Source organism: Caballeronia sp. LZ008 (genome assembly GCF_031451435.1).
GTDB lineage: Bacteria > Pseudomonadota > Gammaproteobacteria > Burkholderiales > Burkholderiaceae > Caballeronia > Caballeronia zhejiangensis.
Genome location: NZ_JARUXK010000006.1, coordinates 39414 through 55970, shown reverse-complemented (window position 1 = coordinate 55970; position 16557 = coordinate 39414). Strand labels below are relative to the sequence as shown.

The following is a 16557-nucleotide window of genomic DNA, read 5'->3' as shown; positions in this document are numbered from 1 at the left end:
CAAGGGCCGCGAGTTGCGGCCCACACATAGACACAAGGTGTAACGATGACAGAAGACGCAACGGTCGCCCAGGAACTCGGCTTGAACGTCGCAAAGAATGACACGATCCGCATGAAAACGCTGACCGTGTTGCGGGAGGCCATCATTGCGGGCAGACTGGCGCCGGGTCAGAAACTGATCGAGCGAGAGTTGTGCGAACAGACCGGTGTGAGCCGAAGCAGTATTCGTGAGGCATTGCGCAACCTCGAATCGGAGCGGCTTGTCGAAAGCCTCGATACGAAAGGCGTGGTCGTGGCGACGCTCACGCCCGAAATCGCTGCCGAGATTTATGAGGTGCGGGCCGCGCTCGACTCCGAAGCCGCGTTACATTTCGCAGAACGTGCAACGAGCGACGATCTTGCCGAGCTCGAAAAGACCTTCATGAGCCTAAAAAAGACGCCTGTAGAGAACGACGAAGCGTTCCTGGCGGAATCGAACCGCTTCTACGCGATCATCTACAAAGGCGCACGCAACGAGACGGCCGAATACGTCATGCAACTGCTTGGCGCTCGCATCAGTCTTCTTCGGGCAACGACTACACGTCGGGCCCCGGTAGACCGACGCCATCGCACGGTCGAACTGATGGGCAAAATCTTTACGGCGCTGAAGAAGCGCGATGGTCAGGCCGCCGCGCTGGCGGTGCGGGCACTCATCGAGAGATCGGCGCAGTCCGCCACCGCGTTGCTGAAAGAGGCGCAAGGGGCTCGCTAACCGCAGTGCAGCCTTCGGCGACGGCAGACCGTCCGCACGAAGGGCCGAGATAGACAAGCGACGGGACAGAAACGAACAAATGCGTATCTGTCCCTTTTTTACGTCACTGCGCCGCATTCTCGCGCTCAATTTCCTTCATATCCTGGTGGCGATCACCAATGCGTGCGTGCGGTCGTCCGCCAGTCGATGCGCCAAGCACCACTACGATTTCGTCTGGATTCGGTGCATCCGGAATCGCGAACTCGAGCGTGATGAAATGTGAACGCGCAGCTCCATCATGAATGTGCTTGATAGGAATCTGCAACGACGTGTTCAGCCCGCCGCGCTTGTTGGTGAACGACAGAAAGCTCTCAGCCTCGACAGCATGGCGATAGTGATTGCCGAAGCGCAAATTGTGAATTACCGCGGACGCGTGCTCCACCTCACCGGCGCTACCCACAACCGCAGATTTTCCGTACGCTTCTACAGCCTGCTTACCACCGATTTCGTCGAGCATACGCCCGACCATTGTCTCGCCAAGAATACTGCAACCATCACGTTGTTCCGGCGACAGGTCCTCGATGAAACCTCGACCGAACCATGGGTTGCGGATTACCGCAGCGACGCCGACCACCGTTACAGGCGTCGGGAGCGCCTTGGCGCCTTCAATCAGAGTGGTTTCCTTGTAGACCACGATTTTGCGAATCGAAAACGGCATTGTCATTCCTCGGAAGGAGAAGTGGGTTGGGAAGCGGCGGTGAGTTCGGCGAGCACCTTACGCGTCACGCGAAAACAGTCCACGCCAACAGGAATTCCGCAATACACCGCGATTTGAATAAGCGCTGCGCGCAGTTCGTCGTTGCTAATACCATTCTTGATTGCGCCACGCACATGCAGCTCGAATTCATGCATCTTGCCGAGCGCGGCGATCATGCCGAGGTTCAACAGACTGCGTTCCCGTGCCGCAAGCGTTGAATCGCCCCAGCAGGCTCCCCAGCAATACTCTGTAACAAGTTCTTGGAACGGTCGGTTGAACTCGTCAGCATCTTTGAGCGACCGATCGACATATGCATCACCAAGTACATCGCGGCGACGGCGCTCGCCCACCTCGAAGCGTTGTATATCCATTGTTCTCTCCGGCTACTTGCTTGCGGTTATCGAGGGCTCACGCGGTTGGAGCCGGCATTTGGAAGCCCGCTTGCATCCGCGAGCGCTCCGACGAGGGCGCCCACGTACGCGTTTCGAGCTCGTACAGGAACCGGAGGTCTTCCGCCAGGACGTCGACCCCATGCGAATAAGCGTGTTGTAGAGCCCGGCTTACGTGCTTACAGGTGACCCCGGTCCGGCGCGACGCTCGAATGGGGAATTCGTCTATCGGCACAAACGGAAACGCGAACAATTCGACTATGTGCGCATCTGGACAAGCGCGATCGTAGTTATCGTCTAACTCGAGGGAACAAGTTTTCGTAACAAACTGCGGGCCAGCGATCTCGTGTATTGAGTTCAGCAATACATCTACCGATGGGCCTGCGAGGCTGCCCTCGATCGAAATAACCTCTCCGTCACGCGTTGCCGCGTAGAACTGCCAGGTAGGATCAAGTCTGCCGCAAATGACCAGAAGGCCAACTCCCCGTTTCGCTGCGACCGTCGCAGTGCCACGGAGTCCGATGGTGTCCGCCAGATGCTGTACCGTCAGCCGTACTGGGCCGCCTTCTCGTTTCGCAAGTCCCGTGATTAGGTCGATCGCGCGCGGGCCGACGTCCAACAGCGAGCGCCCCGATGCGTCGACTACGCCCCTCCCCTCGCCCCTCACGAGAAAGCGTGGCTGCTCTCCCCGGAACGCCGCGAGCAAGCTCGCTTCATTGCGGCGCAGCGCCGACAACGTCTGCCCGTCGAGCGCCTCTGAGTATGCAAGCACACGCGCCATTGCCTCGACCGCTCCGACGGGGCAACCCAGCGCGCGCAAGCTCCACCACGCGACGCGAACTATCTCCGACATTGCGGTCGAAATGGTCGTCTGCTGGCTCATGAAAGTGTCTCCGTCTGAATCGCGGGTTCAATGGGGTATCGCCAGTCGCGGTTAGTCCCTGCAGCGATTTCGGCCGGAAGCGGCATGCCTTGAAAGAACACCCCGCGCACATAGCGGATCGACAGCGGCGTCGAGCACTCAATGCCGAGCGATGCAAGGAAAAAGCGGATCAATTGCGCTGGAATGAAATCCCGGTGGATGAGATTGTCCCTAATCTCGGCGTACGGCAAGCCATCAAGATATTGAACACGGGAGACAGCCATCTCCAAATCCGGGTTCGCGAACATCAGCTCGCCGACAAGCGTGTCATCGTCGTAGCTCATGGCAACACAGGCAAGACGCTGGATTAAGCCAATATGATCAACGAAGGATTCGAACTCTTCATGCGGATCAAGGATGCGTTCACCGCGACGTTGCTCACCGTTATCCGTAGAGTGGTACCAAAAGTGCTGACGGGTCTTTGACAGCAGCATGTCGTAGCGAAGCGCCCACGCGTAATTCTTGCGTAGCAGGCGCTGCAACTCGGCGACAGTCATCTCGGGAACGACATCGCGCTCACGTGCCGCACCAATCGGCAGGTAATCAGCGAAGCGGTCCGCCACGTCCGGATAGAGATCGATAAGTGCGGAATTTAAGTACTCTTGGGTTTCCGCGTCAAACGATGATGCCGCGCGCGAAAGGTCATCCCACAACGAAAATCCGCGAGTTTCGAGCCAACCGAGGATCGTGCGCAGGTTCGCTGCGATGACGCGGTTCGGCACTACGTAGTCCTCGGACTGAGTGCGAACGGTGTCGCAGTATGCGGCAAGGCGGGAGAGCAGATCGCGCAGACGGAGGGTGCTGCTGCCATCGGTGTGCATCGATTTCGCGTAAGCAAGCGCGGCTTCACGCACAACAAGCCACGTCGACACCCAATGCGGCCAGCGCTGCAAGGCAACACACATGCCCTGTCCGGAGGAGTTGCCGACCGCGAGGTAGCGAGCGATGTCGTCGGAAAGCTGCGCTGCGTTAGGATTGTGCGCGCGTGCGATCGCATTTACGAGATCGATGGACACCTGGCGCACCATGTACAACCCGAAGAGGTCCGCGAAGAACGGATGACACAAGGGATGCCCTGCGGGAATCCCAAGGTACGACACCGAACCGTTGCGGCCGCTGGCTTGGAAGCCGCCATTTCGAAGCAGGTAAGCCGAGGCGCTCCCAATTAGTCCGGCCTCAGGTTGATGGCCTTGCGCAAGCGCTTCGACAACGTGGTCAAAGATGCGCGCGCTGCGATTAGCCGGTGTCCACCCCAGCACCATCGCATCGGTCCGCATCGCTTCCACATTCTTCAAATCGAAGGTCGCGAATTCTTTCTCGATACGCGCAGCGTCCGGCTTGCCTAGGAACAGCGCGCCGAACATGTCGCGGTTCGCACCGTCCGAACGGCGCCCCACCTTCTCCTTACCGTCCCACTCATATGCCCGCGCAATGTAGGTGAATTCAACGTCCCGTGCGCGAATACGGTACACCAGGCGGCCCTGCCCGCTTGTGTCGGCCTCACAAGACTCGAGCACGATTTGCCAACGTTCATCGATCATGCGGCGCGCCAGCGCGTACGCGAAGCTGACTCGCGACGCTTTCATAGCACCCATAGATGGGCCGTTCATTATCGATTGCGCAGGCCGCATAAAGCTCGCGATTCTCTCTGGCGCTTCGACGCCGGAAACTTCGATTGCGACTTCCCTAAGGAAAGGTGGCAGTTCCAATGGCATGACCATACCTTCTCGTTGCTCGACCGTAATTGTTGTCGGTTAGTATACCAACAGATAGTCCGATGTTGAAGCCAAATTTCCCGACAAACGGAAAATGGATCTGATGGGTGGACGGGCACGTCGTGGCGGGATCGATATGCGCCCCCGCAAAGGGGCGCCTTATCACCCTCAGAGGCGTTGCTTGGACTTAGAACCGGTGTCGGATTCCGCCAACGGCGACCACCTGCCGATTCGTGGAAGACTGAGTGGCAAAGGCAATCTGCGCCACAGCAGGCGCACCCGTCGAATCATGTCCAGACGCTTGCTGATAGATTCCCACCAGATAAAAGTCGGTCCGCTTCGAAACGTTGTAGTCGAAGCCCAAGTTGACTTGGTGATACCGCGCGCCTGATAAACCTCGGAGGCTTCCAGCGGCTGTGTACGCATACGAAATGCCAACTTGCAGCGCGGGGGTAAGCAAGTACCTTCCGTTTGCTTCGACAACATTGAATACCTCAGTGCCGCGAAGAGCGTTTGAGGCGCCGGCCACTGCAGTGCTCCCTAGGTCGTCGAAAGAGGTGTGGCTGTACACGACACCGATGGAGCCGTCGCCCAACTTGTATGTCGCTCCAACTGCTGCGACGTCCTGTGAACCTGCTGTCGAAAGCCCCGAAATTACCGGACCCGACATGTTCGAGCCTGTGGCACTGTCATTCGCTTTGTTTCCCCACAATGAGAAGTTTGGATTGTTGACCTTCGTGTATTCCGCAGCGATCGAGAACGGCCCCATGTTGTAGCCGGCTGCCACCGAGTAGATCTGATTGCGGGAGAAATCGCCTGCGACACCGCCGAATGAATAGGTACCACCAAACGAGAAGCCGCCGAAGTTCGCCGATTTGTACTTGACCGAGTTGTTCACGCGATAGGTGCCATCCAGGTTGTCGAGATCGGCCGGGTGGGCCCCAAACCCGGCACCGCCCAGCGCCCACTGCCCTGCCGCCGTCATGCTACCGACATAGTCGTAACCAGTTGGATAGTGACGTCCAAGCGTTACGGTCCCCCAGTTGGGTGCTGAGAGACCGACGAAGGCTTGACGACCAAAGATGTCGCCGTTCTGCCCCAGCGCGCCTGTCGACGCATTAAACCCGCCCTCAATCGTGAAGATAGCGGCCACCCCACTTCCGAGGTCTTCCGCCCCGCGCAGGCCCCATCGGCTGCCGGACATACTGCCGCTGACAAGTGCATATTGCTGACCGGTTCGGGCGTTATTGTTAAACAACAGCCCCTCATCGACGATGCCGTACAGCGTTACACTGCTCTGCGCCACCGCGACACCCGAAGTTCCCGCTACCAATAGGACTGACAAAGCAATTTTTTTCATCTTCTCCTCACCAGTTAGGAAGAGCCTCGGACCGTTGATGTAGTCACGGCCTTTGGCACATTGTTAGTACAACTACTTGGCTCGCAGGCGCGCCGACGCCTCCCCGCAGCGGAGGACCTCATAAGGGATATGTGCACGCCGGAGGACGGAATGCGCACCGGCTTACAACACCGGGTTTCCGCCTCTTGCTATTACAGCAACGGCAGCTTATGTCGTGCGCCGTTGCACAACCAGGAGATCAGTACATCAGCCCTGCGACTTCCACATGTTACGGAAGCGCGGAATTTCATCAGGGAGCCAAACGTGGTTATGGACGTTATTACGCATCGCGGCATATTCGATGGAGAAAAACAGAGGCACGTATGGCAGGTCGCGAGTGACGATCGTTTCAATCTGTCCATAAAGCTTTTTTCGCTGCGCCGTGTCAGATGTGTTTCTCGCTTGGTCCAACAGATTGTCGACCTCAGGATTGCGATACTTGGTTGTATTCTGCGCACCCGTGCTGCCAAACAGAAGAGGTAAAAGCCCATCCGGATCCGGGCGCTGTGCCCACCGAATAGGGCTGAAGTTGATGAGACCTTGGGACAGCCGCGGATACCAATCGCTTTGTGCAATTGGATCAAGCCGCACTGCAATTCCCACCGCCTTCAACTGTTCCTGCACCAGTTGGTTGATCTGCTGCATCAACATAATCTGTGGTGTCGAAAGGGTAACCGACAGATTACTGACGCCTGCTTGGGCAAGCAGGGCTTTGGCTTTGGCCGGATCAAATGGGTAGGACTTTACGGAGGGGTCGTACCACCATGCACCCGGGGGAGCGATCGAGTCGGAAATCGGGACCTTCCCGCTCATCAGAATATCGACCATACGCTTGCGGTCGACTGCATGCGCCACCGCCTGACGAACTAGGGGGTTGTTGAATGGCGGACGGTCGATTTGCCACTGCAATGCGTACCATCGGCTCGCGGGGCCAGGATCGAGGACAATGCCCGGCTGCTTCTCAATCGGCCGAATGTCGATCGGCGACAGCGCGGAGATGTAGTCGACCTCGCCGGTGCGCAACCGTTGCATGGCGACGATAGGGTTCGAGGTGTCGCTGAACACCACCCGATCGAGATAAGGCTTGCCCGCCTCCCAATACTGCGGGTTTTTATCGACTGTCAGCGAATTTCCGGGTATCCACTCTTTGAAGATAAACGGACCGGTTCCGACTGGATGGGTCGCGAAGTCCTTGCCGAACTTCTTTACCGCCGTCGGCGACGCAATGAAACCCTCCCGCTGGGCAAGCATGCCGAGCAGCGCTGGACTTGGCGACTTTAGCTGAAGCGTGACCGTTTGCGGATCATTGACCTGGACATTATCTAGGATCAGCGCCAGCTGAGGGCGCAAAGGCGACCCGATCGCCGGGTCCAGCCGCTGGTCCAGGTTGAATTTGACTGCTGCCGCATCAAACGGTGTGCCGTCGTGGAAAGTTACGCCCTTTCTCAGATGCAACACGATCCGTTTGCCGTTCTCCAGCACATCCCACCGTTCAGCCAATTCTGGACCGATGGAAGCATCCGCATTAATCGATGTTAGCGTGTTGTAAATGAGATAGAGCGGCTGACGCTCAGAAAAGTTGACCGAGAAGGTCGGATCGAGCGTCTTCGTGTCCGATGTAAATGCGACGCGCAGAGTCCCGCCGCTCATGGGCTTGGTCGTCGTGTCGACAGCAGCATGCCCTGTTTGGCCAAACCAAAAACCGGCGGTGGCAGCACCCGTGGCTGCCAGAAAGGAACGACGGCGCATCTCGACAAGCTCCTGAAGGTGAATGGCTATCTGATTGCATGTAGAATGATCGTATTCTGTCTGACAAGCAAGCGGAAAAAAATAAGTGGTTGTCCTTGGTTCGCTGATGTCGAGACCGCGCCCGACGGGAGTTATGGGGTATGTGCGGTCCTAGCCGCACCAAGGAGCATGGCAAAACGAAACGAAAGGAAATTTTGCGGCTTGCAGGACCGATTGCGATGCTGCCTGCCCTAGGGGATCGGGACTTCCTTCAGCAAGACGGCTACGTCCGGCCGCGAGACTGCTCGATGTGCAGCCGCCTTGCGATCCCGCGCCGGAGCGGCGCGATGTCATCCGCCGAGGAAGGGTGATACGGGCGGAGTTATTTCTGAGTCGTGCTCCGAGCCGCAGCTTCTCGCGTCGCGATTCGGTTATTCCAAGACGCGCTGTGCCTTCCGGCCCCGTGCGGCTGCAGCACGCACAGGTCCGGGTAGAAACGCCCTATGGGCTTCGTCGATTTAGACGCCCGCGTCATCGCACTCGTACTGCAGCCCGGCCAGCAACGCGCTCCTGCCGCATCCAGCACGCACTCCGCCACCTCGCCATACCGGTTCGCGCGAGCATTTGCGCGTCCACGTTGCAAATGAAGACGGGATCCTACACGTTCACGAGTGCGGTACCGACCTCGTCCAGCGCGTCCTTGCCGCACGCCTTCAAATCGCGTGAAGTGCTGCTATAAGCAGCCTTCTCATGAAACGCCGGACCGCAGCGATAGTCGGCTCCGGCCGCAATGAAAGCGGGCGCGACCTTAAAACCGACTCTCGCGGTCAGAAGATCGTAGCGGCCCATCGCGACGCAGCTGACGGAATCGGCTAGACGAAAAGAAGCCTTGGTATAGAACTGAGATGCTCGTCGGTACTCTTCTTAGCGCCCTTGTTTCGCGCTGAAAGGCATACCCAGGAGCGGCGTGACGGTCTGGAGCCTCCGCAGGCAAGCAGCGCACTCAGGCCCGAGTGAGCATCACCCTTAAAGGATTCTACGCCCGGCGTCGAGAGCTGAAGGTTCCCGTCTATACGACCGGATTCTCGAGCATGCCGATCTCGTCAATCGACACGCTTACGTGATCGCCCGGGTTCAGATATTTCGGCGGAGTGAAACCGAGCCCTACTCCGGCTGGCGTGCCCGTTGCGATGACATCGCCCGGGACAAAAGAAATTGAGCGGCCGATTGTTCTCACTAGCGCTGGGATATCGAAGATCAGCGCAGAAAGACTAGCTTTTTGACGAACCTCACCGTTCACCTCACAGCGGATCTCGAAGGCGCGAACATCGCCGACAGCTTCGGCGGTCAGAATGACTGGCCCCATCGGGCAGAAAGTATCGATACCTTTTCCAAGAAGCCATTGACTATGCTGCTTCTGCAGACCGCGTGAAGTGACGTCATTGACCAGCGTGTAGCCGAAAACGAAGGACCAAGGGTCGTCGAATTCGCGACAACGCCCGGCCTTGCCAATAATGACAGCCAACTCCCCCTCGTAATCAACCGAGTTCATCGGGTCGAGGGATGAGTCGATGGACGCGCCAGGGCCAATCACCGAACTCGGCGGCTTTGAGAAGATAATCGGCGCTGGCGGTACATCACCTTGCGCGGCGCTTGAGTCAAAGCCGCTGTTGGCGAACTCCCGTGCGTGCTCGTGATAGTTTTTGCCGACGCAGAAGATGTTCCGCTTTGGCGCAGGCAGTGGTGCGAGAAGCGTTGTCTCCGCGAGCGTCGCTACAGTTACGCCTCGCTCCACGGTGTTCACCAGAGTGTCTCGTAACGTTTCGTGTCGCTCGATCAGAACGTTCATGTCTGCCGTACCGACCACGTCGGTTACGTCGACAACTTGTTCGTCTTTCAAAGCGCCGATTCGACGGGCGCCGCAATGTTCGAAGGTAATGAGTTTCATCAATTTGATGCCGGATCTAATTCCGGGGAAAGTTGACGTGACACCACAAAGCGATCGAAAGCCCAGAATTCGATATGAGACTTCACCTTCATGTAAAGCAACGATGGTGCAAACGTCCGCGTTTTGCACGACGCACGCATTCTCTCCAAGCTACTCGTATGACTGATCAGGAGGGACAGGTTAGGGGATCGCGAGCGGATGTTCAGTGCCAAGGACAGCGGCGTACTGTGCTCCCGGCGCTTTTACCAACGAGCGCCGAAAGTTGTGCGAAGTTCCTCAATGGCTTCATCCGGCAGGGGCTCGGGGCGTGGCATTGCCGCGAGATAGAGCTGCGCCGTTTCTTCTAGTTCCTCCAGCGCATATGACGCCTGCGACACCGATTTTTCCCAGACCACCGGGCCGAGCCGCTCCAGCAAGACGGCGCGTACTTTGGACGCGAGCGCCGCTACTTCCTCGGCGACCGTGGCATCACCCGGACGCCGGTAGGAAATCAGCGGCACGTGGCCGACTTTCATTAGGTAGTATGGTGTGATCGGCGGCAACACATCGTTTTTCGTCCATACTCCGGCAAGCGTCAATGCCACGAGATGAGTCGAATGCGTATGCACGACACCGTGCGCTTCCGCATTGTTTTCATAGATCCGTCGATGCAGCGCTAAGGTTTTGGATGGCCGCCCGCCCGACACGTGATTCCCCTGCGCGTCGACTTTCGCAATCTGCGCAGGATCTAGCCGCCCGAGGCACGCGTCAGTCGGCGTAATGAGCCATCCGTCGTCGATCCGTGCGCTGATGTTTCCCGCGCTACCAACCGTGTAACGACGTTCATAAAGGCTCTTTCCGGTAATGCAGATTTCCTCGCGGATGCGGTTTTCGCTGTTCGATACCATGTTGAGGGTCTTCAACCTATGTTTGAGAAACGACCAGTGTTGGAGCCTTGCCAGATTCATTCCAAAAAGGCAGCGCATGGCGTCGTTGCACCGACGACTTGGGTCGCGCGTGCGCTTGGGTCACTCCGGATACGCCGCGCAACCACGTAAGGCTAACTCGTTGGTATTGAAAAATGCGCTTGCGTCAGTTGTATCCCAAGATAGCTACTGTCGCCAGGTCGGGGCGGTCGTTCACACTGCTCACCAGGAAGGCAGTCGGCTCTTGCAGAATCGACCGATACAACTTGGTATGCGATTCTCGAGTTTTGCCAATGTCCGTAGGGTGTGCGGTGCCGTCTGTCTGACCAAGGTCTGGAGAAGTCATCGTTACGTCCTAAGTGTCTAATGTCGGGGTTGCGACTAGGGTAAGCCACTCGTTTAACAACCGAGTCGCCCGTTGCCTAAAGATGGCGCGGCGACAAGCGCGGAAGCCGAGTTGGCGCTCGTACGCGGACGGATTCTTTTTAGTGGAACGACCGCCCGCCGTCCGTTGCCAGGGCTGCGCCTGTCACGTACGAAGAGTCAGACGAAGTTAGGAACAGGAGCGCCTTCGCAATCTCTACGGGATCGGCGAGCCGCTTCAGGGCATAGTTCGAGATGTTTGCTCTTACACCGTCTGCCATCGGAGTGTCGACCATGCCAGGGCAAATACTGTTGACGCGAATGTCCGGAGCGAGCTCCGCGGCGAGTGCACGAGTCAAGTTAATTACCGCACCTTTCGATGCAGCGTAGGCCGTGTATTCCGGCGAGTTGGGCAACAAACCCTGCGCGGACGCAATGTTTACGATCGTGGCGCTCGGCTGCTGGCGAAGCCAAGGCAGGCAACTGCGCACGACGATATACATGCCGGTGACGTTAACGTCGAGGACGCGCCTCCAAGTCTCAACGGGTACATCGAGTACAGCCCCACGCAGCATGATGCCCGCAGCATTGATCACGCCATCGATGCCACCCATCGCGGTTGCGCCCAGTCGCACAGCCTCGTCGACTGCATTCTCGTCACGAATATCAACCGTAAACGGATGCCCACCAGTCTCGTCGGCGGTCTTGGCCAGGCCGACTGCATCAAGGTCGAGCAAAGTTAGAGACGCACCTTCGGCCGCGAAAACCCGAGCTGTCGCCCGTGCGATACCCGATGCCGCTCCGGTTATCACGATGTTTCGGCCGCGGAGGCGGTCCGAAGGAATGTGGGTCCGTGGGTCGTCTTGCTGCGTCATGCTCTGTTCCATTGTTTCCCCTAGAAAGTATGCGTTTGGATTCGGTCAAACGAGCCGGTACGCTGGACTCACGCTAACGTAGGTTTGGCTCAAGGGCCGTCGTTTATACAGCGACGGTGCCGCCAAGATATGCGTTCTGAACCTCATCGCTCTCAAGAAGCGCTGAGCTCTTGCCCGCGAGGACCACGGAGCCGGTCTCAAGAACGAATGCCTCGTCCGACACGCGCAACGCTAGCTTGGCATTCTGTTCAACGAGGACCACAGTGATACCTTCCTTATTGATGGTCTGAACCAGACGTCCGACTTCGACGACAAGTTTCGGCGCGAGTCCGAGCGTCGGCTCGTCGAGCATTAAAATCCTAGGTCGGCTCATCAAACTGCGAGCAATGGCAACCATCTGCTGTTCGCCCCCCGAAAGGCTCGACGCAATCTGCTTCTGACGCTCAGCGACGCGCGGAAAGAGACTGAATGCGAAATCCAGACGTTCGCGAAAGTGCCGACGGTCGCTGACACGAAAGGCGCCCATCCGCAGGTTCTCAAGGACCGTTAAGCTTGGGAATAGACGACGTCCCTCTGGACAAAGCACAATACCCCGCTCGAGACGCTCATGAGTAGGCAGCCGTTCGATGCATAGCCCCTCCATCCTGATCTGCCCGGCTGAAGGCGTGACAAGTCCTGCCACTGTCCTTAAAAAAGTCGACTTCCCCGCGCCATTTGCACCGACGATCGCGACGACGCTCCTCTCTGGAATCTGAACAGACACGCCGCGTAGAGCATGCACCCCACCGTAATCGACGCTGAGGTCCTCGATCTCAAGCAAACTCATAGTCTTCTCCGAGATAAGCTTCGATTACTGACGCGTCGCTTTTTATAGTTTCGGGGCAACCGAGGGCCAAGGGCTTTCCTTGATTAATAACCATAATGCGGTCGCAGATGCCCATCACTAGCGGCATATCGTGCTCTACTAGCAGGATGGTCACACCAAGTTCATCCCGAATCCGTCTGATCGTGCTGGCCGCCTCTTTCTTTTCGGACGGGTTAAGGCCAGCGACCGGTTCATCCATTAAAAGCAGTTTCGGGGAAGTCATCAAAGCCATTCCCACACCGAGCATCTTCTGATGACCGTACGGCAGCGAACCGGCGACGCTTCGCAGAAAGCCCTCGAATCCCAAGAACTGTGAAACTGCGTCCAGCTTTGCCTGGATGCCTTCAGATGAAGCAGTGAAGTAGGCAAGAGGACTGTGCCGGCGGGAAATCACCGCCGCTCGTCGGAGGTTCTCAGCGACGGATTCGCTTCTGAATAGATGAACGGCCTGGAAGGTCCGCGCTATGCCGATACGGCCAATCTGATTGCTGGTACGCCCCGAAATCTCTCGGCCCTCGAATACGATTGATCCCGCCGATGGGCGATAGTGCCCGGCGATAACGTTAAACAGGGTCGTCTTCCCTGCGCCGTTGGGGCCGATGACACCAAAGATCTCCCCGGTCTCCACCGAAAAATTGATATTCGAGCTCGCCACGAGACCACCGAAACGCTTCGAAAGCCCTTTTACTTCCAGCATGTAACTCATTAAGCGGCTCCACGACGTCGAACGAAGAGTGAGACGATTCCTTGCCTAAAGAAAAGAACGAAAAATATCAGGCAGAAGCCGTAGACGAGCAGTTGGTATTCTTTCGCCTCGCGCAGAAGTTCGAGAAGCGGAACAATGACCAAAGCGCCGAGGACAGGTCCCAGAACTACTCCTGACCCACCCACCACATTCATGACGATGAGATCGATTGTTGCCTGGAATCCGAATACGTCTGGTGAAATGAAGCCGATATAAAACGCATAGAGGCCGCCGGCTATCGCTGCCATGAACGAGCTCATGACGAACGCGGCTACGCGCCAGCTGTGTGCATTGGAACCAATGGAACGACAGAAGCTCTCGTCCTCATTCAATGCCCCGAAGATCGCTCCCATATCAGATCTTTCGACCGCCAACATCGCAACGAAAAAGATCGCAGCCACCACCAGCCCAAGCGCGTAGTAGCTCGCTATCGAGTCGAATGACCACCCGAGAATTGAAAACCGGGGAATCCCGTAGAGCCCATTGTTCCCGCCAAACAGCGAGGTCCACTCCTGGAAGATGAGATTGACGACCTGGCTGAACGCGTATGTCAGAAGTACGAAGTAGACCCCTTTGATACGCAGGAAGATCGGCCCAAAAACCAGCGAGATAATGATGGCTAGCAATCCTCCCGACAGCAGGGCCAACACTGGAGGCACGCCGAGACGCATCGTAAGAAGAGCACTGGCATACGCTCCAACCCCCATGAATGCAGGCTGAGCGAGCGAAAGCTGGTCAAGCTTGAGCGTTAAATTGACGCTCAGGGCTAGCGGAATCGTCAAGACCACCATCGTGGCGATGTGAAGGATGTACCGACCTCCAATGATCCATGGTGCGACAGCTGCAGCAACCAGTATGGCGAGCAATATAAACTTTCGCATTACACTACCCTCCGGCCGAGCAGCCCTGACGGACGAACCACAATAACCGCTAGGACGATCACGAATGACGCAATAAGCGCGATCGTCGATCCCAGCGTGGTCGCGAGCGCGGACTCACTGAGACCGAGAACGAGCCCGCCGAGCACTGCCCCTGGAACGCTTCCGAGGCCGCCGAGGATGACCACCACAAAGGCCTTGAGCATCGGCAATCCGCCCATGTATGGGCCGACCGTATAAACAGGCGCCATCAGAGCCCCTGCCAAGCCCGCCAGCATGCATGCAATACCGAAGGACATCGCGTAGATCGCCCCAGATTCAACGCCCATGAGACTTGACGTTTCACGGTCCTGGGCCACCGCCTGCATCGCCACTCCGTATCGGGACAGTTTGAGAAAGCCGTAAAATCCGACCAGGATAATCACGGCTCCAATCGCGACTACCGTTCGATCCCAAGGTGCGACCGCTCCGAACAGGCGCCATGTACCGCTGAATGGTCGCCGCATGCTTTCTTCAGCCGGGCCGAACGCGAGCAAGGCAATTGACTGGATAATGATCGAGATTGCCAGCGACATCAGCATCCCGGGCAATTCCGCGCCGACCAGCCGGCGAAATAGGACCTTCTCGCAGACAACGCCGATCAGGCCACTCAATAAACCTGCAACACACACTGCGGGGAGAAACGGCCAGCCGAGATGGCCGAACAGCAGCATCACCAGGACCGCTCCCGCCATATAAAATTCACCATGCGCAAAGTTCACGATGCGCATGATGCCGAAAATCAGTGTGAATCCCAGAGCCATCACGACGTACATCAGGCCCGAAAGCATTCCATTGATGACAATTTGTGTAATCACAGTGCTTGTCTCCGATTCACTGTAACTTTCCTGCTACAACCGGCGTGCCATCCTTGATAACGCCGACGTAGTCCACAGTCATGATTTGTTGATGTCCGAGCGTGAGCGTGTCTCCCTGCAAGGACGTCATGGGAAGCGCCTTCGAGAAAGCTGCCGCTACCTTCGTCGTGTCGTCTGGGTCCCCCGATGTCTGCATGGCCTTCACCAGGACTCGAGTCGCATCGTAGAAAGTTACAAGGATTTCGTTCGGGTCCTGCCCCACCTTGCCTTTATATGTCTTCGCCAGATTCAGGTACGCGTCGTTTCTCGGATCAGCGTACAGTACGGTGACCATTCCCTCCGTCGCTTTTGTTCCGGAAGCGGCAACGACCGCTTTCCACCCCGGTCCACCAGTCTGAACGAATCTGCCAGTGAACCCGAGCTCACGAGCCTGACGCACAATGAGCCCTGCTGTGGCAGGCGGCGTCGATCCAAAGTCCATGAGTTCCGGTTTCATCGCGATCAGCTTTGTTAGAACCGGTGCAAAATCCTTCTGATCTCGTTCGAATAGCTCGGCGGAGAGCACGTTGAAACCGTTCTCTTTGAACACCTTGGTAGTAAGGTCCGACTGCCCCCACCCTGTTTCATCATTCGGATTCAAGGAGACCACAGTTCTCTCTTTCAGATTGCTTTTCATCCAAGAGATCAAAGAGGGCACGAAATTGGAGCCGTTCTGATAGATCCTAAAGGTGTATTTGGTGCTCTCGTCGATGATCTTCGGCGAAAAGGCTGCACTAAGTAGCACGACCTTGTCCCGTTCGGCATTAGGTCTCAGCGCTAGGGTCGACGCCGAACTTTGAAGCAGAATGTATTTGACCCCGTCGAGGTTCACGAGGCGGATGTAGGCTGAGATGGCTTGTGCAGGCTTTTGCTGGTCGTCGTACGCGATAACCTCAACCATATATCTCTTGCCATTTATATCGATACCGCCGGACGCATTGATTTGCTCGGCAACCGCTCGTGCCCCCTCTCTTGCGGCGAGACCATATTCGGCCGGGCCTCCAGTAAGTGCTCCGACCACTCCTATCTTGATTGATTCGGCCTGAGCGACGGGGCAAAGGGCAGTCAATGCAGTGATGCCAAGAGCAAGCGCGCTCATGGCGATGCGTACAGCCATAACGTCTCCTGATGTCGGGGCTTGGTCTTTCCGATTTCAATGCGGTCGAGTCGACAATCTCCGTTTCTCTTGGAGATAAGTCGCGCGTGCCCTATTTTGGGCTCAAGCTCTATTTGCTTTGAGGTGGTACTGACGTGATGATTCAGTTGGCCGGATACGCGAGCCAGTACGATCAAACTGAGTCATCGTGAAGGTGTGGGCTTTTCCGCCCTTGGTTTAGACATCGTCGCCTGTCTCCATCTATTCATGCATGAACCTTGTCACAAGTTAGTTTGCGCGTAAGCGTTCCTAGTTGTACAGGCGTTTTTCCTGTCTCTTCGGTAAGT

General features: G+C 57.1%; 16 protein-coding genes. 1 reads left to right on the top strand and 15 read right to left on the bottom strand.

What is annotated here, in order from left to right:
- The first annotated feature begins 45 nt into the window (after window positions 1-45).
- Window positions 46-750, top strand: coding sequence for a GntR family transcriptional regulator (locus tag QCE49_RS32680; RefSeq protein ID WP_250459361.1), 705 nt, complete (start codon window positions 46-48; stop codon window positions 748-750).
- A gap of 103 nt (window positions 751-853) precedes the next feature.
- Here the strand turns inward: QCE49_RS32680 and QCE49_RS32675 are convergent, their stop codons facing one another.
- From QCE49_RS32675 to QCE49_RS32605, 15 genes are all read right to left on the bottom strand, one after another.
- Entirely contained in the window at window positions 854-1447 is a 594-nt protein-coding gene (locus QCE49_RS32675; protein WP_250459359.1) for an amino acid synthesis family protein, read from the bottom strand.
- Window positions 1448-1449: 2 nt separating this feature from the next.
- On the bottom strand, window positions 1450-1857 hold the full coding sequence (locus QCE49_RS32670; protein WP_250459357.1) for a carboxymuconolactone decarboxylase family protein: 408 nt from the start codon (window positions 1855-1857) through the stop codon (window positions 1450-1452).
- 37 nt (window positions 1858-1894) lie between these two features.
- Window positions 1895-2758, bottom strand: coding sequence for a hypothetical protein (locus QCE49_RS32665; protein WP_250459351.1), 864 nt, complete (start codon window positions 2756-2758; stop codon window positions 1895-1897).
- Window positions 2755-4512, bottom strand: coding sequence for a hypothetical protein (locus QCE49_RS32660; RefSeq protein ID WP_250459350.1), 1758 nt, complete (start codon window positions 4510-4512; stop codon window positions 2755-2757). The genes QCE49_RS32665 and QCE49_RS32660 overlap by 4 nt, the downstream gene beginning before the upstream one ends.
- A 187-nt stretch (window positions 4513-4699) precedes the next feature.
- Entirely contained in the window at window positions 4700-5872 is a 1173-nt protein-coding gene (locus QCE49_RS32655; RefSeq protein ID WP_250459349.1) for a porin, read from the bottom strand.
- A 246-nt stretch (window positions 5873-6118) separates the two neighbouring features.
- Window positions 6119-7660, bottom strand: coding sequence for an ABC transporter substrate-binding protein (locus QCE49_RS32650; protein ID WP_250459348.1), 1542 nt, complete (start codon window positions 7658-7660; stop codon window positions 6119-6121).
- Window positions 7661-8296: 636 nt separating this feature from the next.
- Window positions 8297-8488: a hypothetical protein gene (locus tag QCE49_RS32645; protein ID WP_250459347.1), complete on the bottom strand. Its 192-nt coding sequence runs from the start codon at window positions 8486-8488 to the stop codon at window positions 8297-8299.
- 220 nt (window positions 8489-8708) lie between these two features.
- Window positions 8709-9587 (bottom strand): fumarylacetoacetate hydrolase family protein, encoded by an 879-nt coding sequence (locus QCE49_RS32640; protein WP_250459346.1) that lies wholly within the window; start codon window positions 9585-9587, stop codon window positions 8709-8711.
- 242 nt (window positions 9588-9829) lie between these two features.
- On the bottom strand, window positions 9830-10474 hold the full coding sequence (locus QCE49_RS32635; protein WP_250459435.1) for an aldolase: 645 nt from the start codon (window positions 10472-10474) through the stop codon (window positions 9830-9832).
- A 503-nt stretch (window positions 10475-10977) separates the two neighbouring features.
- Entirely contained in the window at window positions 10978-11730 is a 753-nt protein-coding gene (locus QCE49_RS32630) for an SDR family NAD(P)-dependent oxidoreductase (protein WP_250459344.1), read from the bottom strand.
- A gap of 103 nt (window positions 11731-11833) precedes the next feature.
- The gene (locus QCE49_RS32625) at window positions 11834-12550 is read right to left on the bottom strand and encodes an ABC transporter ATP-binding protein (protein ID WP_309806841.1); all 717 of its coding nucleotides are present in this window, start codon (window positions 12548-12550) and stop codon (window positions 11834-11836) included.
- Entirely contained in the window at window positions 12543-13301 is a 759-nt protein-coding gene (locus tag QCE49_RS32620; RefSeq protein WP_250459342.1) for an ABC transporter ATP-binding protein, read from the bottom strand. Before QCE49_RS32620 ends, QCE49_RS32625 begins: the two co-directional genes overlap by 8 nt.
- A complete protein-coding gene (locus QCE49_RS32615; RefSeq protein ID WP_250459340.1) occupies window positions 13301-14221 on the bottom strand; it encodes a branched-chain amino acid ABC transporter permease in 921 nt (306 codons plus the stop codon). The genes QCE49_RS32620 and QCE49_RS32615 overlap by 1 nt, the downstream gene beginning before the upstream one ends.
- A complete protein-coding gene (locus QCE49_RS32610; protein ID WP_250459338.1) occupies window positions 14221-15075 on the bottom strand; it encodes a branched-chain amino acid ABC transporter permease in 855 nt (284 codons plus the stop codon). The genes QCE49_RS32615 and QCE49_RS32610 overlap by 1 nt, the downstream gene beginning before the upstream one ends.
- A gap of 16 nt (window positions 15076-15091) precedes the next feature.
- On the bottom strand, window positions 15092-16231 hold the full coding sequence (locus tag QCE49_RS32605; protein WP_250459336.1) for an ABC transporter substrate-binding protein: 1140 nt from the start codon (window positions 16229-16231) through the stop codon (window positions 15092-15094).
- Window positions 16232-16557: the final 326 nt, after the last annotated feature.